Source organism: Ruegeria sp. HKCCD6428 (genome assembly GCF_013110595.1).
Taxonomy (GTDB): domain Bacteria; phylum Pseudomonadota; class Alphaproteobacteria; order Rhodobacterales; family Rhodobacteraceae; genus Ruegeria.
The window spans coordinates 17,906-42,528 of record NZ_WVQX01000003.1; the positions used below are offsets into that span (position 1 = coordinate 17,906).

The window sequence follows — 24,623 nt, forward strand, 5'->3', positions numbered from 1 at the left end:
TGGTATTCCAAGAGCGGCCTGTTCTGGTCATCAATTTATTGCTCTGGGGCGTCTACCGCGCAAACTTTTTGTGCTTCAACCGCTTGGGCTCCAGCGCATCCGGTCCCAAACGGCGCTTTTTGTCCTCTTCGTAGTCCTCGAAGTTGCCCTCGAACCATTCCACATGGGCATCACCTTCAAAGGCCAGAATATGCGTACAGATCCGGTCGAGGAAGAAACGGTCGTGCGAGATCACCACGGCGCAGCCGGCGAAATCGACAAGGGCATCTTCCAGCGCGCGCAGGGTTTCGACGTCCAGATCGTTGGTCGGTTCGTCGAGCAGCAGGACGTTGCCGCCCTCTTTCAGCAGGCGGGCCATGTGGACGCGGTTACGCTCACCCCCTGACAGCAGAGAGACCTTTTTCTGCTGGTCGCCGCCCTTGAAGTTGAAGGACGAGCAATAAGCGCGGGAATTGACCTGCGCGTCGCCCAGTTGAATGATCTCGACGCCGCCGGTGATCGCCTCCCACACGGTGTCGTTGTCGTTGAGGTCGTCGCGCGACTGATCGACATAGGACAGCTGCACCGTGTCGCCGTATTCGATGGTGCCGGCATCGGGCTTTTCATGGCCGGTGAGCATTTTGAACAGGGTCGATTTACCGGCGCCGTTGGGTCCGATCACGCCGACGATGCCACCGGGCGGCAGGCTGAACGAGAGATTTTCGATCAGTTGCTTGTCGCCCATGTGCTTGGCCAGCCCGCTGACCTCGATCACCTTGCTGCCAAGGCGCGGGCCGTTGGGGATGACGATCTGGGCGCGGGTCAGCTTTTCACGCTCGGACTGTTCCGCCAACTCGTTGTAGGCGTTGATACGGGCCTTGGATTTGGCCTGACGCGCCTTTTGACCCTGACGCATCCATTCCAGTTCGCGCTGTAGCGTCTTCTGCTTGGATTTGTCCTCGCGGGCTTCTTGCTCAAGCCGCTTGGCCTTTTGTTCCAGCCACGAAGAGTAGTTGCCTTCGTACGGAATGCCACGACCGCGGTCCAACTCGAGAATCCAGCCGGTGATGTCATCCAGGAAATAACGGTCGTGGGTGACGATCAGGATGGTGCCTTTGTAGTCGATCAAGTGCTGTTGCAGCCAGGCGATGGTTTCCGCGTCCAGGTGGTTGGTCGGTTCGTCCAGGAGCAGCATGTCGGGCGCTTCCAGCAGCAGCTTGCACAGCGCCACGCGGCGTTTTTCACCGCCCGAGAGGTTGGCGATGTCGGCGTCGTCCGGCGGGCAGCGCAGCGCCTCCATCGAGACATCGATCTGGCTGTCCAGATCCCACAGGTTTTCCGCGTCGATCGCGTCCTGAAGGGTGGTCATTTCCTCCATCAGCTCGTCCGAGTAGTTCTCGGCGATCTCCATCGCGATCTCGTTGAACCGGTCGACCTTGGCCTTTTTCCCGGCTACGCCCAGCATGACGTTTTCGCGGACGGTCAGGGATTCATCCAGTTGCGGTTCCTGCGGCAGATAGCCGACCTTGGCGCCCTCGGCGGCCCATGCCTCGCCGGTGAAGTCGGTGTCTAGACCGGCCATGATCTTCATCAGCGTCGATTTACCGGCGCCGTTGACGCCGACGACACCGATTTTCACGCCGGGCAGAAAGCTGAGGTGGATGTTTTCAAAGCACTTCTTGCCACCGGGATAGGTCTTGGAGACACCCTGCATGTGGTAGACATATTGATAGGCGGCCATGTCGCGTCCTCTGGGTCGGGAAATTTGGTTGAAACGCTGGATATCCGAGCGGGACGGGCGGGGCAAGCTGGTGGTATTGTGAATTTCGTCTTTGGGTTGGGCGGCATAGTGTGGGTGCGTTGTAAATGGGGGAGTTATGTCGGAACTGGCCGAATTGATTGCGGGTTGGGCGCAGCCCGGTTGCGTGACTTGGATCGGAGCGCGACCAGAGCGCCGGGCCGAGATGGTGTCACTCGAGGAATCCGTGATTACCGAGGCCGGTCTGATCAGTGACCGCGCCTGCGTTGGCAAGCGGGCGGTGACTTTGATCCAGCAGGAGCATCCGGCGGCGATTGGGTCATATCTGGGGCAGGGGCCGGTTGCGCCTGAAATCCCGCGGCGCAACCTTGTGGTTTCGGGGATCAATCTGACGGCGCTCAAAGGGCGCGAGGTGCAGGTGGGCGAGGCAATTTTGCGCCTCACCGTGATTTGTGCGCCGTGCAGCCGGATGGAAGAAGCGCTGGGCAAGGGTGGCTATTCCTCCGTGCGTGGGCACGGAGGATGGTGCGCCGAAGTCGTGCGACCCGGGCGGGTTCAGCTGGGTGATGTGGTGCAACCTGTTGATTGACAACGCCTCGCAGTTCTGAACATCAGCAGGGTATGGAGCGGTACGGCATACCCTATGCGCGACCTGGACAGGTCGTCGGTCTGTTCGGCGGGTCGTTTGATCCACCGCATCAGGGCCATGTGCACGTCACGCTTGAGGCGATGAAGTCGTTCGGGCTGGATCGGGTTTGGTGGCTGGTATCGCCGGGCAATCCGTTGAAGGAACGCGGGCCCGCGCCCATGGACAGGCGAATGGCGGCAGCGCGGAATGTGATGCAGCATCCGCGTGTCGAGGTGACGGACATCGAGGCGCTGACAGGTACACGCGCGACTGCGGATACTCTGACAGCGTTGCAGCGATTGTATCCACAGGTGCGATTTGTCTGGCTGATGGGGGCGGACAATCTGGCGCAATTTCACCGCTGGAAAGATTGGCGAGGGATCATGGACAGTGTCCCTGTCGGTGTGGTCGCACGGCCCGGCGACCGGATATCTGCCCGGATGTCCAGGGCGGCGCGGGTCTATGCCAAGTACAGGATCGACGGGCAGGCGCGGCATCTTTTGGGGCGGGCGCAAGCTCCGGCCTGGTGTTTCGTGAATGTGCCGATGGTTGATGTCAGTTCCACGGAAATTCGGACGCGCGGCGAATGGCGCGCGGAAGTGTTGCCGGAATAGCCTTGCCCGGCGCATAATCGCAGCGAGTGGTTGCGCGCATTTGATCTGTGGGATTTTATTCCAACTATGGCTGGTCGTTTTTCACGTCGTGTGTTTCTGGGAGGATTGGGGGCGTCTCTGATCCCGGCAGCTGGTCTGGCGCAGGCGCCGCTGGTCTCGCTCAGGCCGCGCGCGCGTGCGGCGCTGTTGAGTGGTGCCGAGCGTTTGGTTGCAGCCGCAGGGTTGACGGGCGAAGTTGTTTTCGCCGTCGCGGATGTGGCGACCGGAAAGCCGCTGGAGGTATTTGGTGAAGGTGCGGGCTTGCCCCCGGCCAGTGTCGGCAAGGCGATGACCGCGCTTTACGCGCTGGACGTTCTGGGGCCCGACCACCGGTTCGAAACCCGTTTGATCGCAGATGGGCTAATTGAAAACGGGATTCTGCGTGGCGATCTGATACTGGCAGGCGGGGGTGACCCGCTGTTGGATACGGATGCGCTGGCCACGATGGCGGCCAACCTGCGCGAGGCCGGAATCACCGAAGTTCGAGGAGCCTTCAAGGTCTATGACGGGGCGCTGCCCTTCGTGTTCAGCATTGATCCCGGTCAGCCGGATCATGTGGGGTACAGCCCGGCGGTAAGCGGGATATCGTTGAATTTCAATCGGGTCCATTTCGAGTGGAAGCGTGCCGGTAAGGGTTACGATGTGACCATGGATGCACGCAGCGCACGATATGTGCCGGCAGTGGATGTGGCAGCCATGCGGGTCGAGAACCGCAGCTTGCCTATCTATACCTATCAGCCAAGTGCGCGGCAGGACCGCTGGACCGTGGCCAAGGGCGCGCTGGGCAATGGCGGGGCGCGCTGGCTGCCTGTGCGCAAACCCGCATTGTACGCAGGTGATGTGTTTCGCACTTTGGCCCGATCCAATGGAATCGTTTTGAATCGGGTGCAAGTGACACGAGAGGCGCCAAAAGGCGTCGACCTTGTGGTGCATCGCAGCGATCCATTGAACAGTATTTTGCAGGGGATGCTGAAATACTCGACGAACCTGACGGCCGAGATGGTTGGGCTGGCCGCAACCAAAGCGCGGGGCGTTGACCCGCGCAACCTGGCGGAGTCGGCGGCCGAGATGAACCGTTGGGCGTCTCAGAGCTTTGGCGTGAACGGGATCGCGATGGTCGATCATTCCGGTCTTGGCGATGCCTCGCGTATGGTGCCGGCGGATCTGGTTGCGGCCCTTGTCGCGGCCCGGAAAATGGGCGTATTGCGCCCATTGATGAAGCCTTTTGCCTTGACGGATCGAAATGGGCGGCCGGTAAAGAACCACCCGATCAAGGTCGATGCCAAGACAGGCACATTGAACTTCGTATCCGGGTTGGGCGGTTTCCTGACAACGGCGGACGGGGTCGATCTGGCCTTTGCCATTTTTACGGCGGACGTGGCCCACCGCGCCAAGATTCCTCGCGCACAACGCGAACGGCCTGAAGGCGCACGCAGCTGGAACCGCAGGTCGCGGAAACTGCAACGGGCCTTGCTGGAACGTTGGGGTTCGCTCTACGGAAGCTAAAACTCGCAGATTGCCAAGATCAGACTGTGTGGCGCGCGCGTGCCCCGCGTTCGATTGCGGCGGCATGCAGACGGTCGATATTCAGTTCGTACCGGATTTCTTCTAGCAGGCGCAGTTCCGTTTCGGCCAGCGAACCGTCGGCGGCTGCAACATCGCAAGCCAGCGCATAGGCCGTTTCGTTCAGACGCTCGGGCAGGTTTTCACGGATCAGGCCAAACAGCGCATCCAAACCGTCTTCCTGTTCGAACAGGTCAAAAACAATCTGTGATACACGACGGGTCCGATCGATGTCGTACCCGGCAAAGACCGGCAGCATGTTCACGGCGACCTCGATCTTGACCAGCTCGGCGGTTCGGATGTTTTCATCAGAGGCCGAGACTGCAACCATGATCGCCACAAGGCAATCTTGCGGGGACATCGGGTGGGGCACTTGCTCGGTCATGGGATGGTCCTGATTGGGGTCGTTCGAGGACGCACGATATGAGCGCAGCGGGTCAGGTTCAACACCTTGTTTCATCCATCCCGCGCGATCAGGTATTCATGACCATCATTCCGGAAATCAAAAGCGCGGCCCCCAGCCAGTAGCGCAGCCCAAGTGTTTCGCCGAAGAAGACGTGCGAGGCCAGTGGCACAAGAACGAAGCTGAGGGCCATGAAGGGGTAGGCCTGGGACAGAGTCAGATACCGCAGGACATACACCCACAGCACCGTAGCCGAGCCATAGATGGCAAAGGCTGTCAGAAGGAAAGGATCGAACAGCGTCTGGATGAGGCCCGCCAATCCGGTGGCTTCGCGCCCATCAATCCGGTTTCCCGCCAGTTTGAACAGAATTTGCCCGGCCGAGATCATAACTGGTGTGAACAGCAAACCAGCCCAGACCAGTGTCGTTGGGGCGGGCGGAGTCATCCTTGGTGCTCCGGTTCCGGTTTTTCCTCGGGGCGGTCTTCGCAATAGTAGATGTCGCGCCCCAGGTCTTCGCAGACATGGATGTCCGGGCTGGGATACACCGCGCGCAGAAAGCTGTGGGTGTAGGGGAAAAAGTTGAAATGCGGATTGAAAGTGTACCTGCTTTCGCGTTCACGCGGAACGACGATAATGACGCGTTTTCGCGCGACACGACGCAGTTCAGCGATCGCTTGCCGGTAATCCAGAAGATGCTCGATCACGTGGGTACAGATTACGGTGTCAAAGCTGTTGTCTTCAAACGGCAGTTCTTCGATCCGAGCTGCAACATAGTCGATATTGTCGATGGCAGCCGCATCATCGACGACGAAATCCACCCCTGTCAGTTGCGTGATGTCGGGCCGGGCGGCCTTTATGCGTTGCAAAAGAACTCCGGTGCCGCAGCCGATATCGCAGATGCTTTGCCCGACGATATCCTTGGCAATCCGCTTGATGCAGGCTTCGGAATTGTCGGTGCCCTGATGTACGCGCGGATGATCGCGGTAGAGTTTTTCGTATTCGTCATCCGTCAGATAGGTTGCGCGTTCACGGAATTCGGCAAGGCGCGTGATATGGTCACCCCAAACCCTGCATGCTAGCCAATGAAACGCGGCGCTGTCACGCAGGATAGGCGGTACGATATCTTCGAGTACAAAGCGTATACGGTTGGTGGTTTCGCGTCGCATCCCGTTTCCTCTGGTCCGGGGAACGCCCCCGTGTCGCCTTTGTCTAACACTGCCCGGTGAACGTGCGAAACAACCGGGTCAAGTTTGCGCCCGCGCCCGTGTCTTTTTTGTTTCGGGTGAACAATCGGCCCAACAATGTGGCCTGAGCAAGGCTGGCCGGTGAAAATGCAGCGCAGATATCCCGGGCAGAGTGTTTGCGGGCCAAGGAACGTTTCCCTACCTGCCCGAGGGCGACTGTTTTTTGGCGCAGTGTGTCGCGAATTGCGCCACTGCTTTATTGACTCATGCTGCACTGGCACAATAGGAGGGGCCGGTCCGGTTGCATGGGGTGACCGCGACACTTTCCCCGATGGAGCACATTGAAATGTCTGAACTGCGTGAAACCGCTATGTCGTCCAAGGCCTGGCCTTTTGAAGAGGCGCGCCGGTTGCTCAAACGCTATCAGAAGGGCGCTCCGGAAAAGGGGTATGTGCTGTTCGAAACCGGTTACGGCCCGTCTGGCTTGCCGCATATCGGAACATTCGGCGAGGTCGCGCGGACCACGATGGTCAAGCGCGCGTTCGAGGCGCTTTCGGACATACCGACCAAGTTGATCTGTTTTTCGGACGATCTGGACGGGATGCGCAAAGTGCCCAGCAACGTGCCCAACCCGGAGGCGCTTGAAGAACATTTGCAGCGCCCGTTGACTTCGGTTCCCGATCCATTTGGCGAATACCCCAGCTTTGGTGAGCACAACAACGCGATGTTGCGCCGGTTCCTTGATACCTTCGGATTCGACTATGAGTTCTATTCGGCACGCGATTTCTATCGTTCAGGCCAGTTCGACGAGATCCTTAAGCGCGCGGTCGAGCGCTATGACGACATCATGGCCATCATGCTCAAAAGCCTTCGGGAAGAGCGCCAACAGACCTATTCGATTTTCCTGCCGATCCATCCGGAAACCGGGCGGGTTCTGTATGTGCCGATGAAGAAAGTGTGTGCAGAGACCTATACCGTCACATTCGATGACGAGGACGGCAAGGAATGGACCGTGCCCGTCACTGGCGGCAACGTGAAATTGCAATGGAAGCCTGATTTCGGGGCGCGCTGGGCAGCGCTGGGCGTCGATTTCGAGATGTACGGCAAGGAACATGCTACCAACGAAAAGATCTATGACGCGATCTGCCGTGCATTGGGCGGCCGTGCGCCCGAGCATTTTTCTTATGAACTGTTCCTGGATGAGAATGGCCAGAAGATCTCGAAATCGTCCGGCAACGGCGTGTCGATCGACGAATGGCTGACCTACGCGCCAACCGAAAGCCTGGCGTATTTCATGTATCAAAAGCCCAAGACGGCCAAGCGGATGCATTTCGACGTGATCCCGAAGGCTTATGATGAATATCATCAACAGTTGCGCGCCTATCCGGGGCAGGACCTGAAAGCTCAGCTGAATAATCCGGTCTGGCACATTCATGGTGGCGACGTTCCCGAATCGACCCTGATCGTACCGTTTGCGATGTTGCTGAACCTGGCGTCGGTCTCGGGCGCGGAAGACAAGGAGACGCTGTGGGGCTTTATTCGCCGCTATGCGCCGGAAGCAACGGCTGAAAGCCATCCCGATCTGGATCAGGCTGCGGGCTTCGCGGTTCGCTACTTCAACGATTTCGTCAAACCAACGCGCAAACATCGCGCACCCACGGATCAGGAGCGCGAGGCGCTGGAAGCGCTGAAAGCCGCGCTTGAGGCTTATGATGGCCCGACCGAGGACGAGGCGCTGCAATCAGTGGTCTATTCCATCGGGCGGGAGCGGTTCGACCCCATGCGCGGTTGGTTCACGGCGTTGTACGAAGTGCTTCTGGGTGCATCGCAGGGCCCGCGTTTTGGCGGCTTTATCGCGCTGTACGGTGTGCCTGAAACAATTGCCCTGATCGACAAGGCGCTGGCCGGAGAGTTGGTCTGATTTGACCTGATCCCGTATGGGGCTACTCTTTTTTGCAGGAGGTGGCCCCATGCGTCGATTTTTACTTGCTGTATCCCTGAGTGTTGGGCTGGGGTCGGGCGCATTTGCGCAAAACGCAGAGATCGAAGCAAACATTTCCGCGCAGATACAGGCCTTCAAGGCGGATGATTTTGCCACGGCCTTCACCTTTGCCAGCCCCAGTATCCAGCGCCTTTTTCAGAACCCCGACAATTTCGGAGCAATGGTACGCAATGGGTATCCGATGGTCTGGCGTCCTTCCGACATACGTTTTCTGGAGTTGCGTGAAATTGCAGGAGCCCTGTGGCAGAAGGTGATGATCGCCGACGCAAACGGGCGTGTGCACATACTGGACTATCAGATGATCCCTCTGGAGGACGGTTGGAAAATCAACGGCGTCCAATTGTTGGGCAACGCTGACCCTGCGGCCTGAGGCAACACCACCGTTACGGTGATATGAGCCGTGGTTAACTCTCTTTCGGTATTCAGACTGACGCGTTCGGGGCGGACCTGGACACGGGGTTTGGACGCGTCGCCAGATTGGTGCGGCGCGATTTAGAAAGGGTTTTCAATGAACAAGGCAATCACTGACGGCATCGTCTTCATGCCGCCTCAATTCGCGAATGGCCTGACCGTTTGGTCTGCGGGGGACGGAACGCCTGGCTCGCCCACATATGGCGGATCCGGTACGGGGGTTTTCGTGCCTGCGGATGCCGATTTTGGTGGCTGTCTGGAGATCCTGAAAGTCCAAACCACCCAACAGCTTCGGTATATGGGCCAGACGCCGATTTTGCCCGGTTGCTATTTGCAGATCAAAGCGCGGGTCAAGGCGATCAGCGGCCCTTTGCCGTCGGTGCGCATAGCGGCCTGGGCCGGGGGCGCAGGGGACACGCATGTGGCAGGTGTCGTGGAGCAGGGGCCCGCAACACAGTTGTCGGGCTATGGAAGCGTGCACGAAGTAACGGCGATTGTCGGAACCGGCAAACGCCCCGGCGTGGACATGCCTTGGGGGCTGGCCGCCCTGTATGGCCATTTCGGTCTGGATATTGAGGGCGCGAATGGGGCGCTGGTGCGTGTCGACGACCTGGAGATCACGGATGTCACCGGTGTCTTCCTGCGTGAGATGATCAGTGTTGTGGATGTGCGCGACTATGGGGCCATCGGCGACGGTGTGACGGATGATTCAGCTGCATTTGAAGCGGCCGATCAGGCGGCGGGTGGCCGTCGGGTTTACGTTCCGCAAGGGACTTATCACCTGGCCGAAAACACCAGTATGACCTCCGAAATGGACTTTGAAGGCACAGTTACCATGCCGGATGACAAGATGCTGTTGCTGACAAAGGATTTCCATCTGCCGGCTTACATTTCGGCTTTCGGAGACGAAGAACTGGCGTTCAAAAAAGCGTTTCAGGCCCTTCTGAACAATTCGGATCATGACTCGCTGGATTTGGGTGGTCGCAAGATTTCCGTCACCGCGCCGATCGACATGGCCGCAGCGGTTCCCAACAAGCAGAGTGGTTTTTCAACCCGTCGCGTGATCCGGAATGGTCAGTTTGACGTCAAAAGCAGTTCGGCTTGGGATACGGAAACGTTCACCTCGACTGCGACCTATGATCCGTCGGACAAAACGCGTCTGACCAATGTCGCGAATGTCGCCAACATTCCCGTCGGGTCCTACGTTGCCGGCAGCGGAGTCGGGCGTGAAATCTATGTACGGTCAAAGAACGTCGGTGCGGGTGAGATCACACTGAGCGCGCCTCTTGTGGGGGCGTCGGGGACCCAGTCCTTTTCGTTCTATTCATTCAAGTACCTGCTGGATTTCAGCGGCTTCAGCACGCTTCGAAAATTCGGCATGGAGCAGATCGAATTTCAATGCAACAGCCGATGCAGCGGAATTCGTTTGGCGGCCGCCGGCAGTACATTTTCGTTAAACGACTGTTTTGTCAGCCGCCCGAAAGACCGGGGGATCACGTCGACCGGAACGGGGTGCAAGGGCATGCTGATCGACAATTGCCAGTTCCTGTCAGCAGAAGAAGCCCTTGTCGTTACGGACCGGTATTCCATTGCGTTGAATACCAATTCAAACGATGTGAAGCTGCGCCACAACCGAGCCGTGCGTTTCAGGCATTTCGCTGTTCTGGGCGGTGACAACAACATGATTCTGGGCAACCATGTCTTTCAGGGCGATAGCATCCCGCAAGGTGTGCGTACGGCCGGTTTGATCATGATCGGCACCTACAACAGTTCCACTATCGCCGAGAATTATGTCGACAACTGTTTCATCGAATGGACGAATGAACGCGACCCGTCGCCGACATACACGAGTGGTTTTTCGTTCAGTGCGATGAGCATCACGGACAACATCTTTTATTCTAGTCAGGCCCCGTCCTGGTTTAGTTTCATCGTCATTCGCCCCTATGGGCCCGGGCATTTTCTCAATGGCCTGGTCGTGACCGGCAACAAGTTTCGTGCCACGAGCGGTGGGATCTTTCGAGCGGAACGTGTAGATACAACCTTCGCCGACTTGAACAAAGACAGGCACACGAACGTGACTTTCCAGAACAATACGTATCATGGCGTAACCAGGAAATCCGCAAACCCGTTGAGGGTTCGCTATACGCAGCACTCGGTGTCCAATCTTTGGCCTGTTTCGGCAAACGGGCAGTTGCCTTTCGACGGCAAGGCACGAGGCTGCGATGGGATTGCGACGATCGGTGTGCTTTCAGGGGTGTTCAACAACCATGTCTTCAGTGCGCCTCATGTTGAGGTCGAACAGGGGGCGACAGGCGACATTTTTCTGTTGCGTTGGCCAGAGCATGTGAAAGGTACGGCCTCGGTTCTGATGCGCATGGAACGTTAAAAGGCTGTCTGGCCACCCCGAAAAGGGTGGCCATTTCACTCTGATCTGACCGTAAATGACTGACCCGGTTTGCACGGTCGGCAGGAAATAGGCTACGTTTCATTTTCATGTGTTAGGCTTGGGACAGAAAGTGGAGAATCCCGATGCTGAAAATCGCCAAAAACGCCAGTGTTCAAACAGTTATCACGACCTTTGAAATGACGCCTGGCACCTGCCAGGACCTTCTGGAAGCTCTGACGGATGCCTATGCCGAGTTCATTTCGAAGCAGCCAGGTTTCGTTTCCGCCGGGCTGCACGTCAATGACGCACAAACCCGAATAGCAAACTATTCGCAATGGGAGCGCCGCGAAGATTTCCTTGCCATGCTGCGCACGCCGGAAATGCGCGATCGCAATCGCAAGATCAACGAACTCTGCAAAAGCTTTGAGCCGGTCATGTATGACGTCGCTGAGACATTCGGCAGTTCCTGACCTGAATCAAAGCCTGCAATTCATATCTGTTTCAAAGTTAGCCTGCAAAAATGGAGGCTCACATCATGTATCACAACATTCTGGTCCCCATCTCGTTCGATGCTGAAAGAGATACATCCGGGCCTTTGAAGCTGGCCCAGATTCTGGCCACGCCAGACGCGCAGGTGACATTGTTGCATGTGGTCGAGCATATTCCAAACTATGCAATCTCGTATATGCCGTCCGAATATCTGACAGAGGCGCGTAAGGCGATTCAGACAGAACTGGATGAACTGGCATCGCAGCTGCCGAATGCCAAGGGTTTGGTGATCGAGGGACATTCCGGCCGGACCATTCTGGATTGGGCCGAGGCGAACAAGCCCGATCTGATCATAATTGCGTCCCACCGGCCGGGGATGCAGGACCTGCTTCTGGGCTCTACCGCGTCTCATGTCGTTCGTCATGCGGGATGTGCCGTGCATGTGGTCCGCTGATGGCTAGAAATCCTGTGCGGTAAGGCGATAGGCCTTGCCAAATCCGGCGTTCAAAAGACCGTCCTGAATGGCGAACCGGACCAGTCCGAAATCGGCGAAATCGATATAGAGTTTCGCTTTGGGCCGTCGCGCCAAGTACCGGTCGCGCAAGTCACCATAGCCTGCCAAGTCCCGGTGAACTGGCTGAGCGATCACGTGCAATGTCAAGCGCGGATGAGTCAGCGGGTCGCCCTTGTCTGCGGGCTCTCCGATCAGAAGGGCGCAGTTGGGGCAAGTGCTCAGGGCGCGCGTATGTTCCGCAAGGGTTGAAATCAGCGAGACAGGGCAACCTGCTTCATCCGTGGCCAACGCGATCCGTGAGACAGACGGCAACCCGGTGTCAGGGCGCAGAAAGGCCAGTGCGGCAAATTTGGCCTGAAAGAGAAGGTCCTGTGCTTGCAAGCGCGCCGCTGCGTCAGGCGTGTGATAAGGATCGGATTGGGTCACGATATCGGTTCGGCAGCAAAAAATCGGGCAGATGACAGGTTCCCTGCCACCTTAAGTGTCTGAAGTGGATTGTGCCATTTGTTTTACCTCAGCGATATCGGATTGCCTCGGCTTTGCCACAAATCGACGTTACAGATCAGACGATGCTGTTCAAGAAACCCTCGCAGGATACGCCTGATCCGAAGCCACGGCCGTCCAGACGACACCGGCGCGCAGAGGCGACGCGCAGGCACGCGCTGTCTCCGCTACGCATACTGGTCATGGTTCTGTTGTTGCCGCTGACCACCGTGCTGATCGCCACGGGTGTTTTTCTGCGCCTGTCCGAATTTGAGCGGGAAGAGGCGGTGATCCACCTGATCGCATTGGCAGGTTGTGATGCAACGCAGTCGTTGGGGGTGGGGCCGTTTTACGAGGGGCAGGCGGGTTATCACAAGCGCAATGACCCGGATGGCGACGGGGTCGCCTGTGGCGCTGCCAGCCCGTCGCGGGCAACTGCGCCGCAAGTTCACAACAGTCCCGAACCGCAACAGCGGTCTCTTGGAACGGCCAAGTTCGTGCGCCCCTGACGGTTGTAATCGCGAAGTCCAGAAAATCTGCTTGGGCCGGGGCCAGTTGCCTGTGTCATCCCGCTTGACCCAAGCGAACGGGCGTCATGTCACAGAGGGATGGCAATGCAGCGGATCAACCCCATCTCATACTGATAGCAAAATGGGAGATCGTATGATGCAATGCCCGATTGACGGAACTCAACTGGTCATCACGGACCGAAACGGGGTTGAAATCGACTACTGTCCGCAATGCCGAGGTGTCTGGTTGGATCGGGGCGAACTGGACAAGATCATTGAGCGGTCGACAGCTTATGCTCCACCGCCTCCGCCACAATCCGGCTATGATGACCGGGCAGATCACGGCTATCGCAAGAAAAAGAAACGTGGCGGCTTTCTGGAAGATCTGTTCGATTTCTGACCCGGTCAGGACAGCTGGGCCCCGGCACATTCGCGGAAAATGCGAACCTGGGGCGCGGCACCGTCCAAGGGAAATTCGGTCACCCTGTCCTGCGTAAACGCATAGGCGGTCAGGTTGTATTCCAGTCCGTCCAGCACGTTTCCAAATCCGGTATCGGTGACTGTCAGCGATGATGCACCGTCGGACAGGACATGATGCGGAGTGGCGATTTCGATGGGGTTCGGCCCCTCGAACCGCATCGCGAACCATGGGGTATTGGTCCAATCTTCGGTCTTGCGGGTAACGGACAGGGTATAGAGCGGTTTTGCCGGGTCATAGGTCAGGAATATCTCTGCCGTGTCCGTCATGTGTGACAGGGTGCAGATCTGGCCCACCGTTGCTTCCCACGCGGCGGCGGGTGTGCCGAGGATCAGTGATAACAAGACAACGCGCATGTCCCGGAGTCTAGCGGCCGAAAGGTCCGGGGCAAGGGCTGCGTCAGCCTTTCATCGCATTCAGCAGGTCCAGCAACCCCTTGCGGTCATCATCATCGGCATAATCGCCCGCGGCCAACCGTTCAGCGATGCTCAGGCGTAGACGTTCCTGTTGGGTGCGCACCTCTTCGCCGGCGGTTTCCGCCAGCGTCTTCATGATCACGGCCACGGCCTGTTGGCGCTTGGTGGTGGGGTTGGCGATATAATCGACGAGGCTCTGCTGCCCGGAATCGAGGATGTTTTCGGCCAGCGCCCGCAACTGATCGCCATTGGGCAGCAGCGGGGCGGGGGTGCCTTCGGGCGGCAGGATCTCGGGCGCGCTGCGCGGGGTTTCAGCCAGGGCGTTGGCGCCGTCGACGAAGGCCTCGGTGATCATGCGGGTGATCCTGATCGCGCGCGGGTCCTTGAACAGGGTCGAGGCGATGGCCACGCCGTAATCGGTATAGACCCACGGGTTGACCCGCCGCCCGCCGCGGCCCTTGGGCTTTGAAATCACATTCCGTGATATCAAATCGGCCACCTCGGCATCGGTCAGCTGAAAGCGGTAGCCTTCGAACAGGTCCTTGTTGCGCGAGGCGGCCTGATTGAAGGCGCTGACGGATTTTCCGTAGAACCGCGCCAGATCCTCGGCCAGCACCACGCGGGTGCCGCGCACCCGGTGAATGGCGCTTTGGACCTCATGCGTGGAGGGCAGGTTTTTGGCGTTTGTCATGGCGCCCTTTTGGAATCACAATTTGTGATTTCAAACGTGGCGGAGGGGGAGGTGGGTGGCAAGGGTGGAGTGAAGGGTGGGGGCAGGCTTAGTTCGATTGCCAACTTATCCCTGGATACATACTTGTCGACTTACACACGGCTCACTAGGCTCACTATTCAATAGCCAAACCTTCTTTTTTCAGAGTTATCTCATTGAGTTGCTTTATTTACATCGATGAAAGCGGCGAGTCCGGAATAGCCAAAATTCGCGATGGAAAGCAGGGCGGATCTTCCCCATACTTTGTGCTTGCTGCTGCTGTCATGCCCAGAGCGGTTGCAATTGACGCAAGGCGTGTACTGGATTCGGTGAATTCTGATCTGGGAAAGAAATGGCGACACGCAACTGATCTCTCGCATAGCCAAACGGTTTATTGGTCGCGCAGAAGCGTCGAAGTCAACTTACGGTACTTTGCGGTAGTTTCTAACAAAGCGACGTTGGGTGCGTATTCAAACCGAATTCAAAAAGACCCGCAAAAGTTCTACAACAAGTGTGCCGTCTACTTATAGGAGCGAGTCGGGAAATACCTTCTCAATCGCGGTTTTGGAAACGAGCCGCCAACAGTGATTTTCGAGACTCGAAACCACGATTACGACGCAATGAGACGCTACATTGGCAAGATAAAAGACAATCCAATGCACTCGGATGCTAAGTATCTTCGAGTGTTTAATCCCTTTGCGATAACAACGAGATCAAAAGAAGAAGAACCTCTCCTGAAGTATGCTGACTTGGCCGCCTACGCGGTTTACCAATGTGCAAACAAGACACCTAAGAACTTTAGCATCCCAGAACCAAGATACTTTGTTGAACTCAGCAAGAGGTTTGGTGCTGATGAAGCGGGGACGATTCTGGGGAACGGCTTAAAGACAATACATACGCTTGAGCAATTAAACCTCGACTCAGACATAGAGGGTCTTTTTCGTTCGATAAAAGCAGCGCCGATGCGCAAGTAAGACTCACCGCCGCTTACGCTTCACATTCCCACCCCGCTGCCCCGGCCTCCCAGCCGTTGAACGCCCGCGCGATTTCACCGCGTCTTCCGAGGCTTTCTCGACCGCCCATTGGCGCGCCATGGGGTCGTCGGCGACGGCCAGATCGACCGCTTCCAGGCGTTTGATCTCATCGCGGATGTTGGCGGCCTCTTCGAATTCCAGGTTCTCAGCCGCCTTGCGCATCTTCTCGCGCAGCCCGTCCAGATGGGCCTCGAGGTTCGCGCCGTGCATCGGTTTGTCGATGGTGGCGGTGACGCGGTTCATGTCGACGTCGCCTTCGTAGAGACCGGCCAGAACGTCCTCGACATTCTTCTTCACCGTCTCGGGGGTGATGCCGTGTTCCTCGTTATAGGCAATCTGCTTGGCGCGGCGGCGGTTGGTTTCCTCCAGCGCGCGCTCCATGCTGCCGGTGATCTTGTCGGCATACATGATCACGCGGCCTTCGGCGTTCCGCGCGGCGCGGCCGATGGTCTGGATCAGCGAGGTTTCCGAGCGCAGGAAGCCCTCTTTATCCGCATCCAGAATGGCGACCAGCCCGCATTCGGGGATGTCCAACCCTTCGCGCAGCAGGTTGATGCCGACCAGCACGTCGAATGCGCCCAGCCGCAGGTCGCGCAGGATCTCGATCCGTTCCAGCGTGTCGATGTCGGAATGCATGTAGCGGACCTTGATGCCCTGTTCGTGCAGGTATTCGGTCAGGTCCTCGGCCATGCGTTTGGTCAGCGTGGTGACCAGCGTGCGGAAGCCATTGGCCGCGACCTTGCGCACCTCGTCCAGCAGGTCGTCGACCTGCATCTCGACGGGGCGGATTTCGACCTCGGGGTCCAAAAGGCCCGTTGGGCGGATCACCTGTTCGGTGAAGACGCCGCCGGTCTGTTCGATCTCCCACTTCGCCGGAGTGGCCGAGACAAAGACGGATTGCGGGCGCATGGCGTCCCATTCCTCGAACTTGAGGGGTCGGTTGTCCATGCAGGACGGCAGGCGGAATCCGTGTTCGGCCAGCGTGAACTTGCGGCGATAGTCGCCCCGATACATGCCGCCGATCTGCGGAACGCTGACGTGGGATTCATCGGCGAATACGATGGCATTGTCGGGGATGAATTCGAACAGGGTCGGGGGCGGCTCGCCCGGCGCGCGGCCGGTCAAATAGCGCGAGTAGTTCTCGATCCCGTTGCAGACGCCGGTGGCCTCGAGCATCTCCAGATCGAAATTGGTGCGCTGTTCCAGCCGCTGCGCCTCGAGCAGCTTGCCCTCGCCCACCAGTTGATCCAGCCGCTGGCGCAGTTCCTTTTTGATGCCGATGATGGCCTGCTGCATCGTCGGTTTCGGCGTGACATAGTGCGAGTTCGCATAGACGCGCACCTGTTCCATTGTCGCGGCGCGCTCGCCGGTCAGCGGATCGAATTCGGTGATGCTTTCCAGTTCCTCACCGAAGAACGAGAATTTCCAGGCGCGATCCTCAAGGTGGGCGGGCCAGATTTCAAGGCTGTCGCCCCGCACCCGGAAGCTGCCGCGCTGGAAGGCTTGATCGTTGCGGCGGTATTGCTGGGCCACCAGATCGGCCATCACCTGCCGCTGGTCGTATTCGTGCCCGACCTTCAGATCCTGCGTCATCGCCCCGTAGGTCTCGACCGAGCCGATGCCATAGATGCACGAGACCGAGGCCACGATGATCACGTCGTCTCGTTCCAGCAGCGCCCGCGTGGCCGAGTGGCGCATCCGGTCGATCTGTTCGTTGATCTGCGATTCCTTCTCGATATACGTGTCTGATCGCGCGACATAGGCCTCTGGCTGGTAGTAGTCGTAGTAGGAAACGAAATATTCGACCGCGTTTTCCGGGAAGAAGCCTTTGAACTCACCATATAGCTGCGCCGCCAATGTCTTGTTGGGGGCGAGGATGATGGCCGGGCGCTGGGTTTCCTCGATCACCTTGGCCATGGTGAAGGTTTTGCCCGTACCGGTCGCCCCCAACAGAACCTGATCGCGCTCTCCATCCAGAATGCCGCCTGCAAGTTCCTTGATCGCGGTTGGCTGGTCTCCTGCGGGGGCGAACTCCGTATGCATGACAAACCGTTTGCCGCCTTCCAGTTTCAGGCGGGCCCGAACATCTTCGGTTGTCATTTGGGTCTTGTCGGAATGGGCGTATGGCATGGGCAGGCTCCGGATCAGGCCCTTACATTTGTTCTTATTTTGTCCAACTGCAAGGGCTGATCCGGTACAAATCCCCAAGTTTAGACACTGGGCAGATACGCATCCGGATTGTGATCCGAACCAACCTTGCCGGCCAACGCGCCAAGCTCGCCGATGAGAGCCTTCGTCATCATCGGTTTGCCGGCGATTACGGTATGGGCTTCGGTCGAGGGCATCGCCCGGTTGTTCCCGGGGTTCGCGTCGACGCCCAGACTGCATTCACGATGGATCATCTGCTTATCCTTCGGCTGATTTATCGAAGATCATAGTCGGCCCTGATGACAGTTTCTGTCATTGGCTTGCTTCGACAATCCGCGACAATTGTTGTCTTGTCCCGGGCTGCGCTCTGACGCATAAACAGGTCCAGCCAAGTGAGTACGGAGAGGCGACATGCGCGCACGGATTTACCAGCCTGCAAGGAATGCGATGACTTCAGGGATGGCCAAGACCCGCAAATGGGTTCTGGAATACGCCCCCGCTTCGGCACGTGAGGTTGATCCGCTGATGGGCTGGACATCATCCAATGACACGCAAACCCAGATACGCCTGAAATTCGACACCAAGAAAGAGGCGATGGATTATGCCAGGGACAATGGCATCGATGCGCAGGTCAGCGAGCCGCACAAGCGCAAACCCAACCTGCGCGCGCGTGGTTACGGAGAAAACTTCGCCACTGACCGCCGTGGCCCCTGGACACACTGAATGATCGAAATTCGCGAGGACGACCCCACCTCGGACGTGTTGCGTCCGATTGTGGAAGCTCATTTCGCCCACAGCGAATCGGCCGGTCCTGCGGAAAGCAACCATACGATGAGCGCAGAATCACTGGCCGGACCGGGCATTCGATTCTGTGCGATTTACGACGATCAGCAGGCGTTGGGCTGCGGCGCCTTGAAGCTGTTGCCCGATGGCACGGCCGAGGTGAAGTCGGTGCATATCCTCGCACAGGCACGGGGGCGCGGACTTGCGCGTGTCATGATGACTCATCTGGCCGATCTGGCGCGCGCAGAAGGCGTAAAAGCTTTGGTTTTGGAAACCGGGGCAGAGCATCTTCCAGAGTATGATGCCGCCCGCAAGCTTTACGAAGCGTTGGGTTATTCCTATTGCGGACCGATCTTTGGGTACAGTGACGATCCGAACAGCGCATTCATGCGCTTGGCTCTTGAACCCCGCTCGTAAAAACCGCAAGAAGGGTGCAGCGGTCCCTTAGCTCAACTGGATAGAGCAGCTGACTTCTAATCAGCAGGTTGAGGGTTCGAGTCCTTCAGGGATCGCCATTCTCGAATTTCGATTTCTGACGTTCGACATCCAAAGTCCGTTTTTACGACAAAAAACGGTTTTTTGAATTGCCCTCGAATCTACCTTCCTTTTAGCGCAGTTCTTTCAACAGCTTGTGTGTCGTGTAGCGGTTCGTTCATTCCGGCCGGGTTCGATGGCGCAACCCAATCAGGATGCGTTGACGCGCAGCACGTTAGATGTTCCTTAATCGTTCCACAGGTTCCGGAACCTTTCATACCCATCAGCCCGCCCGCCCCGGCGGTGTGGACAACGGCGTGGCAAGCACTGTCACGCCTCGAAAGGATTCTGCGATGCCCCGTGCCACGACCACGATTCCATTTCATGCGCTGCGGTTCGAAGACGACCTGCCGACACTGCACGAGGTCGAGCGGCGCCTGAAGACGTTCCTGCGCGCCCTCCGCAGGCAACGCCAGGCGGCGCAGACCGACGACGATGAAGGCGGCCGCGACAAGTTGGAGCAGTTCTTCGACTATCTGAATGAGGCCGAGCGGCGGAAGATCCGGCGTCGCGCGCACCGCTACGTGCAGCGGCTGGACGCCCTGTCCGGCCTGTCTCATCTGAGCGAGGAGAACCGTGCGAAGCTGACGCCCTTGCGCGGCGGACTGCCGGTCACGAGGATCACAACGGAACATGAGGCGGACGAGATCGCGGCTGCGCTGCATGCGGAGATGCCCTGGATGGCGCCCGCCACCGAAGCCGTCTGGCACGGGCTGCGGGCCTCGGCACGCGAGGGCCTGCCCAGTGTCCGTTTCACCCCGCTCGTCCTGAACGGCCCGCCCGGCATCGGCAAGAGTTTCTGGGCCCGGCGGCTGGCGCATCATCTGGAAGTGCCCGCGACCAAGATAGACGCAACCGCGGAGCCGGCGTCGTTCGCGCTCACCGGATCCCAGCGCGGCTGGGGCAGCGCCCATGCGGGCAAGCTGGTCAACACGGTCCTGAACCACCGGCATGGCGGGCCGCTGGTCATCATCGACGAGATCGAAAAGGCTGATGAGATCCACTCCAACAAAGGCGCGCGCCACACGCTGACCGACGCCCTCCTGCCGCTGCTGGAGCGAATGACGGCGGCGACTTGGGAATGCCCGTTCTTTCAGGTCAAGATGGATATGTCCTGGGTCAACTGGGTGATGACGGCGAACAGCAGGCAGGGCCTGCCGGAACCATTCCAGAGCCGCTGCGTGGTGCTGGATCTGCCGGATTTGACCACGGGGCAGTTGAGGGACTTCGCCATGACCGAAGCCGCGCGTCGTGGACTTCCCGAGCCTGCCACCGACGCCCTCGCCGCCATCTTCGAAACCGGTGCATTGGCCCACCGCCGCCTGAGCCTGCGCACCGTCGCCCGGATGCTCGATCGTGCCGAGGCGCTGGCGATGCGCCCCTTGCTGCACTGAGGCGACGGCCATGACCCATGTGACCATTCCGTACCAAACCGGTACCCTCGTGGTTCTTGGTGATCTGCATTTCGACCGCTATCAGCGCCATGCGCTCAATCCGATCAAGGCCTGGGGGCTCGAGGACATCCTGTGGGAGGCCGATGCGCTCATCGGCGGTGGCCGGATGCGGTGAAGGGCGGATTGTGGCGGAGTCGCTGGAGCTGCAGGGGTATTTCCGCGCGGCTGACGGGTATTTCGCGGCGGATCATACGTCGTTCTGGGGCGCAAAGGTCGGTTAAGAAGGCACTGAGTTGAAGCATCTCAGATTAACTGAGCACTTTCGGCACCGATTTCGATCGCGGGTTCGTCGGATAGCAGCCATTCCGACAGGCTTTCGGTTGACGCAGCGATTTGGTCTGGTTTTCGAAGAGCGCACTCCCACACTGTTGCAACACGCCACCCATCTTTCATTAGCTTCCCTTGAACCGCTTCATCCCTGGCGACATTGGCCGCGAACTTCGCCTGCCAGAACTCCTGGCGGGTGGATGGGGTGGTGGTGTAGCGGCACCCTTTGTGACGATGCCAGAAACAGCCATGCACGAAGACGACAGCGCGATACTTCGGTAGAACGAGGTCCGGTCGTCCGTAGACTTTCCTCGAATGGAGCCGGAAGCGGAAACCGCGCGCGTGCAGCGCCCGCCTGAGCGCAAGTTCGGGCTTGGTGTCCCTCCCTTGAATCCCGGCCATCATCCGGGACCGGGTCTGCTTATCCACGATATCTATCACATGCATCCTGGCTTTCGTCTCTGAACCTAGTATACACCGGCTGGATGGAATACGTCAGGAGCCTGATTTGCCTTCGAATTTCGGTATTGTTGATCTTTTTGCCGGGCCCGGCGGACTGCGTGAGGGGTTTGCCTCCCTTGTAGAGGACGGCCACGCGCCGTTCCGGATCGGCATCTCGGTCGAGAAGGAGGCATCGGCGCACCGGACGCTTACACTGCGCGCGTTTCTGCGCGAGTACCGGTCACGTCATGGCAGATTGCCGAAACAGTTCATCGATTTCCATGCGGGAGAAATTCCTGAACCGGACTGGTCAGAAGTCGATGCGTCTGCTTGGCGATTGGCCGCCGAGGAGGCCCGCGGTCTCGAGCTCGGCACCGAGGCCGCAGCAACAGCGATCGATGCCGCCATCGAGAAACTGAAGTCCGGGTACGACGACACGATCCTGATCGGCGGCCCGCCGTGTCAGGCCTACTCCCTCGTGGGTCGGGCCCGGTCCAGGGGAAAGGTTGGTTATGTGCCGGAGGAGGATGAAAGGCACTACCTGTTCCGCGAGTACATCAGGGTGCTCGATAAGCTTCGGCCGGCAGCCTTCGTGATGGAGAACGTCAAGGGCATGCTGTCCTCGACGGTCGAGAGCAGGCTCGTGTTCGAGATGTTGATGGAGGACCTTACCTCCCTCGGCAGCGGCCATGGTCATCAATACGAGCTGCGGGCCATTCGGGTCGAAGACGGTATGGCCAGCCTGCAGGAGGCGATGCGTCCCTCGGACTTCGTCGTGCGTGCCGAACAGTTCGGGGTTCCGCAGCGGCGTCACCGGGTAATCATCGTCGGGATCCGGTCGGACCTGGCTGGCAAGGCGGCGGGTGCCAGCATGGCCGTCTCCGAGCGGATGCGAACGGTCAGTGACGCGATCGGCACGATGCCGCGCCTGCGCAGTGGTATCAGTCGAGGGGCGGACAGCGCGGCAGACTGGCGGCGGGAGGTTGTCAAAGCTGCGAGAATGCTGGAGCGCATTCACCCCGGCAAGGATGGCGAACCACTCCACGAGGCATTTACTACTGTTGCAAGCCGCTTGGCGAAAGAAGCCCCAGTCAGTCGAAAGGACACACGACTTGGCGAGGGTTATGGAGCTTCGAACGATGAACTGCTGCGTTGGCTGGAGCGTCCGGAACTTCGCACAATCGCCCAGCACGAGACGCGTGGACACATGGCGTCTGATCTTGGCCGCTACCTCTTCGCCTCCGTGTTCGGGGACGTTCGCGGCTACAGCCCCAAGGCCGCTGATTTTCCGCTTGTGCTGAGCCCGGATCATCGCAATTGGCACAGCGGAAAATTCAACGATCGTTTCAGAGTCCAGCTGGCTGATGAGCCATCAACTACGGTGACCAGCCATATCTCGAAAGATGGTCATTACTTCATACATCCCGATCCTTTACAGTGCCGCAGCCTGACGGTACGTGAAGCTGCACGCCTGCAGACATTCCCCGACGATTACCTGTTCATGGGCAACCGGACCCAGCAGTACGTCCAGGTGGGGAACGCAGTGCCGCCCTTTCTGGCACGCCAGATCGCAGACGTCGTGTTGAATGCCATTTCAGGCATCAATTCCGCATCGAACTGCACTGATCTTGGGGAGCCGGATATCTCATCGGCCGATGTGGCACCGATGCGAAACGACCTGTTCGACTGTGGATAGACCTAACCTGTTTGGGGGGCTTCACTGTCCGACGGGCTGAGCTTCTTGGTTCAGGCGCGCGATGTCATCACCTGTCCCGACGAGTTCAAGAAAGACATTTGCGCGGCTTGTCGCAACATAGATCAGTTCGGGATCGGTAAGACCCTCGGTCCCGATCAGGAAGACGCATGGACGTGACAGTCCCTTGAAGCGTCGGACCGTATCAAGGACGATATGATCCGGTCGCACACCATCCGCACGACAGGTCGCATGTCCGGCGATTCTCTCGCCAAGAGCAGCCAGGGCATCGCCCGTCCCAGCGAGCACCGCAATCTGTCCCGGCTTTACTTGGCCGGAGCGCACAAGCTGTGCTATCCGTTCGTTCAGTCGCGCTGGAGCCATCTCGCCGGTGCGACACACTATATATCCAACCGGCTCCCCCTCAGGTCCTGCAGGGATGCTTCGCCGACCATGATACCACTTCGCCATCAAGGCATGAATGCGTCGCGTGTTCCGAAGATTTCTTGTCAGCGCGATGGACGATGCGGGAAGCGCATCGATGAAACCTTTCTCAGGAGTGTATAACCGCTGATTGTCGTCGTAGAAAACGTAGAAGCCTCCGGATTCAGGATCCTTGATAGTGAGGCGCAGGGCGTGAAGCCACGAATCCTGAAAGTCCTGTCCTTCATCGACGATGACCGTATCAAAACCGAGGTCAGGCTGATTGCTGATAACTTCGACAAGTGCCTCGGGAAGAAGACGGTCGAACATGAGCTTGTCGTCATCCGAGGGTAGTTCTACCCCAGCCCTCTGAGCAAGCGTTCTGCAAAGAGAATGGAAGCTTGCCACAAAAAGCCCATCATGCCCCTGACAGACCGAGCGAAGGTGGTTTGCAAGTGGTGCGTTATAGCAAGTCAGAAGCGTCCGGCGGCCTTCGACAGCTGATCTTATGCTTTTTTCGAGGGCCAGTACTGTCTTGCCACTGCCTGCACCACCCGAGATCGCCATTTCCTTGTTATCCGCGAGCGAGTCGAGGATCCACGCCTGTTCGCTCGTCAGTCGCTCGATGGTTCTGGCATCGTCGGCGAGGCTTAGTCCGATGTGGGCCCTGAGTTCGAAATGGCTTGCAAGTAGCTCTTCCAGCGCTCTCAAGCCATCCAACCCCAAAGCGCTTTCGCCATGGTCGTCGCCTTCGGTCATCCGACGGACAATCCAGCGATCGAGGGATTCCATGTCGTTCCCGAACGCGATGATTTCGAGCGGCGCATCCGCTGCCAACGCCCGCCGCGGACGGACACTGCCTGGAAGGATCGCGCCATGGCGAGCTCTGATGAAACGCCCCTTCAGCGCCCGGCTTGCTTTGAGGCGCTTTAGGAAATGGTGTTTGCTGCTCCGCGCCTGGGATATCGGGTTCTTGATGCGGAACTTGAACCCGTCTCGGTCCTCACTGAGCCACTGTCCATCGGCTTCACGGCAGCTCACCCTCCCGCCCTTTACCTCAAGGAACAGCAACCCATGTTCCGCATGCGCGACGATGAAATCCGCTTCTCCGTCGAGCTCGGCTCCATCGCGATCCGCTTCATGCCAGGAGCGCGAATAGTAGCAGTTGTAGTCCCCTGGAAGTTTATCCCTTATGCGTTCGTAGACGCGGACCTCCGAAGACAGTTTCGGATTTTCAAGAACATGACGCGGCAATTCCCTTGGATACATGCGGGCCATC

Annotated in this window: 28 protein-coding genes and 1 tRNA gene; 18 read left to right on the top strand and 11 right to left on the bottom strand. The window is 58.6% G+C overall.

Annotated features, from left to right (window positions below; translation table 11 throughout):
- Positions 1 to 52: 52 nt before the first annotated feature.
- Entirely contained in the window at positions 53 to 1,720 is a 1,668-nt protein-coding gene (gene ettA, locus GS620_RS08790; RefSeq protein ID WP_171615345.1) for an energy-dependent translational throttle protein EttA, read from the bottom strand.
- A gap of 136 nt (positions 1,721 to 1,856) precedes the next feature.
- On the opposite strand from ettA, the gene GS620_RS08795 reads away from it, so the two are divergent.
- From GS620_RS08795 to dacB, 3 genes are all read left to right on the top strand, one after another.
- Entirely contained in the window at positions 1,857 to 2,327 is a 471-nt protein-coding gene (locus GS620_RS08795; RefSeq protein WP_171615347.1) for an MOSC domain-containing protein, read from the top strand.
- Positions 2,328 to 2,359: 32 nt separating this feature from the next.
- Positions 2,360 to 2,980 (top strand): nicotinate-nucleotide adenylyltransferase, encoded by a 621-nt coding sequence (locus tag GS620_RS08800; RefSeq protein ID WP_171615722.1) that lies wholly within the window; start codon positions 2,360 to 2,362, stop codon positions 2,978 to 2,980.
- A 66-nt stretch (positions 2,981 to 3,046) separates the two neighbouring features.
- Positions 3,047 to 4,525: a D-alanyl-D-alanine carboxypeptidase/D-alanyl-D-alanine-endopeptidase gene (gene dacB, locus GS620_RS08805; protein ID WP_171615349.1), complete on the top strand. Its 1,479-nt coding sequence runs from the start codon at positions 3,047 to 3,049 to the stop codon at positions 4,523 to 4,525.
- A gap of 19 nt (positions 4,526 to 4,544) precedes the next feature.
- On the opposite strand, the gene GS620_RS08810 is transcribed toward dacB, so the two are convergent.
- From GS620_RS08810 to GS620_RS08820, 3 genes are all read right to left on the bottom strand, one after another.
- Entirely contained in the window at positions 4,545 to 4,967 is a 423-nt protein-coding gene (locus tag GS620_RS08810) for a tellurite resistance TerB family protein (RefSeq protein ID WP_152459150.1), read from the bottom strand.
- Between the two features lie 88 nt (positions 4,968 to 5,055).
- A complete protein-coding gene (locus tag GS620_RS08815) occupies positions 5,056 to 5,430 on the bottom strand; it encodes an EamA family transporter (protein WP_216597870.1) in 375 nt (124 codons plus the stop codon).
- On the bottom strand, positions 5,427 to 6,152 hold the full coding sequence (locus tag GS620_RS08820) for a bifunctional 2-polyprenyl-6-hydroxyphenol methylase/3-demethylubiquinol 3-O-methyltransferase UbiG (protein WP_171206834.1): 726 nt from the start codon (positions 6,150 to 6,152) through the stop codon (positions 5,427 to 5,429). The genes GS620_RS08815 and GS620_RS08820 overlap by 4 nt, the downstream gene beginning before the upstream one ends.
- Positions 6,153 to 6,516: 364 nt before the next feature.
- Between GS620_RS08820 and GS620_RS08825 the strand changes: the two genes are divergently transcribed.
- The 5 genes from GS620_RS08825 (at position 6,517) to GS620_RS08845 (ending at position 11,912) form a co-directional block, all read left to right on the top strand.
- Positions 6,517 to 8,091, top strand: coding sequence for a lysine--tRNA ligase (locus tag GS620_RS08825; protein ID WP_171206848.1), 1,575 nt, complete (start codon positions 6,517 to 6,519; stop codon positions 8,089 to 8,091).
- Positions 8,092 to 8,140: 49 nt separating this feature from the next.
- Positions 8,141 to 8,542 (top strand): DUF4864 domain-containing protein, encoded by a 402-nt coding sequence (locus tag GS620_RS08830; protein WP_171119016.1) that lies wholly within the window; start codon positions 8,141 to 8,143, stop codon positions 8,540 to 8,542.
- A 138-nt stretch (positions 8,543 to 8,680) separates the two neighbouring features.
- Positions 8,681 to 10,969 carry a glycosyl hydrolase family 28-related protein gene (locus tag GS620_RS08835; RefSeq protein ID WP_171615351.1) on the top strand — a complete coding sequence of 763 codons (2,289 nt, stop codon included), beginning with the start codon at positions 8,681 to 8,683 and terminating at the stop codon, positions 10,967 to 10,969.
- A 143-nt stretch (positions 10,970 to 11,112) separates the two neighbouring features.
- Complete coding sequence (locus tag GS620_RS08840; protein ID WP_152459145.1) at positions 11,113 to 11,439, top strand: antibiotic biosynthesis monooxygenase; 327 nt, start codon at positions 11,113 to 11,115, stop codon at positions 11,437 to 11,439.
- A 65-nt stretch (positions 11,440 to 11,504) separates the two neighbouring features.
- Positions 11,505 to 11,912, top strand: coding sequence for a universal stress protein (locus tag GS620_RS08845; RefSeq protein ID WP_152459144.1), 408 nt, complete (start codon positions 11,505 to 11,507; stop codon positions 11,910 to 11,912).
- 3 nt (positions 11,913 to 11,915) lie between these two features.
- Here GS620_RS08845 and GS620_RS08850 read toward each other — a convergent pair whose 3' ends face one another.
- On the bottom strand, positions 11,916 to 12,398 hold the full coding sequence (locus tag GS620_RS08850) for a pyridoxamine 5-phosphate oxidase (RefSeq protein WP_171615353.1): 483 nt from the start codon (positions 12,396 to 12,398) through the stop codon (positions 11,916 to 11,918).
- Between the two features lie 113 nt (positions 12,399 to 12,511).
- Here GS620_RS08850 and GS620_RS08855 point away from each other — a divergent pair, with 113 nt between their 5' ends.
- Both GS620_RS08855 and GS620_RS08860 read left to right on the top strand, forming a co-directional pair.
- Positions 12,512 to 12,964 (top strand): excalibur calcium-binding domain-containing protein, encoded by a 453-nt coding sequence (locus GS620_RS08855; RefSeq protein WP_253283855.1) that lies wholly within the window; start codon positions 12,512 to 12,514, stop codon positions 12,962 to 12,964.
- 157 nt (positions 12,965 to 13,121) lie between these two features.
- A complete protein-coding gene (locus GS620_RS08860) occupies positions 13,122 to 13,364 on the top strand; it encodes a zf-TFIIB domain-containing protein (protein ID WP_170347365.1) in 243 nt (80 codons plus the stop codon).
- 5 nt (positions 13,365 to 13,369) lie between these two features.
- Here the strand turns inward: GS620_RS08860 and GS620_RS08865 are convergent, their stop codons facing one another.
- Positions 13,370 to 13,798 carry an excinuclease ABC subunit B gene (locus GS620_RS08865; RefSeq protein ID WP_171119008.1) on the bottom strand — a complete coding sequence of 143 codons (429 nt, stop codon included), beginning with the start codon at positions 13,796 to 13,798 and terminating at the stop codon, positions 13,370 to 13,372.
- Between the two features lie 43 nt (positions 13,799 to 13,841).
- Positions 13,842 to 14,549, bottom strand: coding sequence for an ORF6N domain-containing protein (locus tag GS620_RS08870; protein ID WP_171615355.1), 708 nt, complete (start codon positions 14,547 to 14,549; stop codon positions 13,842 to 13,844).
- Positions 14,550 to 14,743: 194 nt separating this feature from the next.
- Here GS620_RS08870 and GS620_RS22270 point away from each other — a divergent pair, with 194 nt between their 5' ends.
- A complete protein-coding gene (locus tag GS620_RS22270; RefSeq protein ID WP_171615357.1) occupies positions 14,744 to 15,097 on the top strand; it encodes a DUF3800 domain-containing protein in 354 nt (117 codons plus the stop codon).
- A 90-nt stretch (positions 15,098 to 15,187) separates the two neighbouring features.
- Positions 15,188 to 15,541 carry a hypothetical protein gene (locus GS620_RS08880; protein ID WP_171615359.1) on the top strand — a complete coding sequence of 118 codons (354 nt, stop codon included), beginning with the start codon at positions 15,188 to 15,190 and terminating at the stop codon, positions 15,539 to 15,541.
- A gap of 3 nt (positions 15,542 to 15,544) precedes the next feature.
- On the opposite strand, the gene uvrB is transcribed toward GS620_RS08880, so the two are convergent.
- A complete protein-coding gene (gene uvrB, locus GS620_RS08885) occupies positions 15,545 to 17,731 on the bottom strand; it encodes an excinuclease ABC subunit UvrB (protein ID WP_305849891.1) in 2,187 nt (728 codons plus the stop codon).
- Between the two features lie 80 nt (positions 17,732 to 17,811).
- Positions 17,812 to 18,003: a hypothetical protein gene (locus tag GS620_RS08890; RefSeq protein ID WP_171615361.1), complete on the bottom strand. Its 192-nt coding sequence runs from the start codon at positions 18,001 to 18,003 to the stop codon at positions 17,812 to 17,814.
- Between the two features lie 157 nt (positions 18,004 to 18,160).
- Between GS620_RS08890 and GS620_RS08895 the strand changes: the two genes are divergently transcribed.
- The 5 genes from GS620_RS08895 (at position 18,161) to GS620_RS08915 (ending at position 20,635) form a co-directional block, all read left to right on the top strand.
- Entirely contained in the window at positions 18,161 to 18,472 is a 312-nt protein-coding gene (locus GS620_RS08895; RefSeq protein ID WP_152459136.1) for an ETC complex I subunit, read from the top strand.
- Complete coding sequence (locus GS620_RS08900; RefSeq protein WP_171615363.1) at positions 18,473 to 18,949, top strand: GNAT family N-acetyltransferase; 477 nt, start codon at positions 18,473 to 18,475, stop codon at positions 18,947 to 18,949.
- A 21-nt stretch (positions 18,950 to 18,970) separates the two neighbouring features.
- Positions 18,971 to 19,047: transfer RNA gene (locus GS620_RS08905), tRNA-Arg, on the top strand.
- Positions 19,048 to 19,359: 312 nt separating this feature from the next.
- Positions 19,360 to 20,460: an AAA family ATPase gene (locus GS620_RS08910; protein ID WP_171615366.1), complete on the top strand. Its 1,101-nt coding sequence runs from the start codon at positions 19,360 to 19,362 to the stop codon at positions 20,458 to 20,460.
- 10 nt (positions 20,461 to 20,470) lie between these two features.
- The gene (locus tag GS620_RS08915; RefSeq protein WP_171615368.1) at positions 20,471 to 20,635 is read left to right on the top strand and encodes a hypothetical protein; all 165 of its coding nucleotides are present in this window, start codon (positions 20,471 to 20,473) and stop codon (positions 20,633 to 20,635) included.
- 128 nt (positions 20,636 to 20,763) lie between these two features.
- On the opposite strand, the gene GS620_RS08920 is transcribed toward GS620_RS08915, so the two are convergent.
- Entirely contained in the window at positions 20,764 to 21,228 is a 465-nt protein-coding gene (locus GS620_RS08920) for a DNA mismatch endonuclease Vsr (RefSeq protein WP_171615726.1), read from the bottom strand.
- A 67-nt stretch (positions 21,229 to 21,295) separates the two neighbouring features.
- Here GS620_RS08920 and GS620_RS08925 point away from each other — a divergent pair, with 67 nt between their 5' ends.
- Positions 21,296 to 22,924 carry a DNA cytosine methyltransferase gene (locus GS620_RS08925; protein ID WP_171615370.1) on the top strand — a complete coding sequence of 543 codons (1,629 nt, stop codon included), beginning with the start codon at positions 21,296 to 21,298 and terminating at the stop codon, positions 22,922 to 22,924.
- Between the two features lie 21 nt (positions 22,925 to 22,945).
- On the opposite strand, the gene GS620_RS08930 is transcribed toward GS620_RS08925, so the two are convergent.
- Positions 22,946 to 24,622 carry a nuclease-related domain-containing DEAD/DEAH box helicase gene (locus GS620_RS08930; protein ID WP_171615372.1) on the bottom strand — a complete coding sequence of 559 codons (1,677 nt, stop codon included), beginning with the start codon at positions 24,620 to 24,622 and terminating at the stop codon, positions 22,946 to 22,948.
- Between the last annotated feature and the right edge of the window lies 1 nt (position 24,623).

Bases quoted from the DNA above. Each gene is read 5' to 3' on its own strand.
- ettA (WP_171615345.1), bottom strand. From the start codon at position 1,720: ATGGCCGCCTATCAATATGTCTACCACATGCAGGGTGTCTCCAAGACC.
- GS620_RS08795 (WP_171615347.1), top strand. From the start codon at position 1,857: ATGTCGGAACTGGCCGAATTGATTGCGGGTTGGGCGCAGCCCGGTTGC.
- GS620_RS08800 (WP_171615722.1), top strand. From the start codon at position 2,360: ATGGAGCGGTACGGCATACCCTATGCGCGACCTGGACAGGTCGTCGGT.
- dacB (WP_171615349.1), top strand. From the start codon at position 3,047: ATGGCTGGTCGTTTTTCACGTCGTGTGTTTCTGGGAGGATTGGGGGCG.
- GS620_RS08810 (WP_152459150.1), bottom strand. From the start codon at position 4,967: ATGACCGAGCAAGTGCCCCACCCGATGTCCCCGCAAGATTGCCTTGTG.
- GS620_RS08815 (WP_216597870.1), bottom strand. From the start codon at position 5,430: ATGACTCCGCCCGCCCCAACGACACTGGTCTGGGCTGGTTTGCTGTTC.
- GS620_RS08820 (WP_171206834.1), bottom strand. From the start codon at position 6,152: ATGCGACGCGAAACCACCAACCGTATACGCTTTGTACTCGAAGATATC.
- GS620_RS08825 (WP_171206848.1), top strand. From the start codon at position 6,517: ATGTCTGAACTGCGTGAAACCGCTATGTCGTCCAAGGCCTGGCCTTTT.
- GS620_RS08830 (WP_171119016.1), top strand. From the start codon at position 8,141: ATGCGTCGATTTTTACTTGCTGTATCCCTGAGTGTTGGGCTGGGGTCG.
- GS620_RS08835 (WP_171615351.1), top strand. From the start codon at position 8,681: ATGAACAAGGCAATCACTGACGGCATCGTCTTCATGCCGCCTCAATTC.
- GS620_RS08840 (WP_152459145.1), top strand. From the start codon at position 11,113: ATGCTGAAAATCGCCAAAAACGCCAGTGTTCAAACAGTTATCACGACC.
- GS620_RS08845 (WP_152459144.1), top strand. From the start codon at position 11,505: ATGTATCACAACATTCTGGTCCCCATCTCGTTCGATGCTGAAAGAGAT.
- GS620_RS08860 (WP_170347365.1), top strand. From the start codon at position 13,122: ATGCAATGCCCGATTGACGGAACTCAACTGGTCATCACGGACCGAAAC.
- GS620_RS08865 (WP_171119008.1), bottom strand. From the start codon at position 13,798: ATGCGCGTTGTCTTGTTATCACTGATCCTCGGCACACCCGCCGCCGCG.
- GS620_RS08870 (WP_171615355.1), bottom strand. From the start codon at position 14,549: ATGACAAACGCCAAAAACCTGCCCTCCACGCATGAGGTCCAAAGCGCC.
- GS620_RS08880 (WP_171615359.1), top strand. From the start codon at position 15,188: ATGAGACGCTACATTGGCAAGATAAAAGACAATCCAATGCACTCGGAT.
- uvrB (WP_305849891.1), bottom strand. From the start codon at position 17,731: ATGCCATACGCCCATTCCGACAAGACCCAAATGACAACCGAAGATGTT.
- GS620_RS08890 (WP_171615361.1), bottom strand. From the start codon at position 18,003: ATGATCCATCGTGAATGCAGTCTGGGCGTCGACGCGAACCCCGGGAAC.
- GS620_RS08895 (WP_152459136.1), top strand. From the start codon at position 18,161: ATGCGCGCACGGATTTACCAGCCTGCAAGGAATGCGATGACTTCAGGG.
- GS620_RS08900 (WP_171615363.1), top strand. From the start codon at position 18,473: ATGATCGAAATTCGCGAGGACGACCCCACCTCGGACGTGTTGCGTCCG.
- GS620_RS08910 (WP_171615366.1), top strand. From the start codon at position 19,360: ATGCCCCGTGCCACGACCACGATTCCATTTCATGCGCTGCGGTTCGAA.
- GS620_RS08915 (WP_171615368.1), top strand. From the start codon at position 20,471: ATGACCCATGTGACCATTCCGTACCAAACCGGTACCCTCGTGGTTCTT.
- GS620_RS08930 (WP_171615372.1), bottom strand. From the start codon at position 24,622: ATGGCCCGCATGTATCCAAGGGAATTGCCGCGTCATGTTCTTGAAAAT.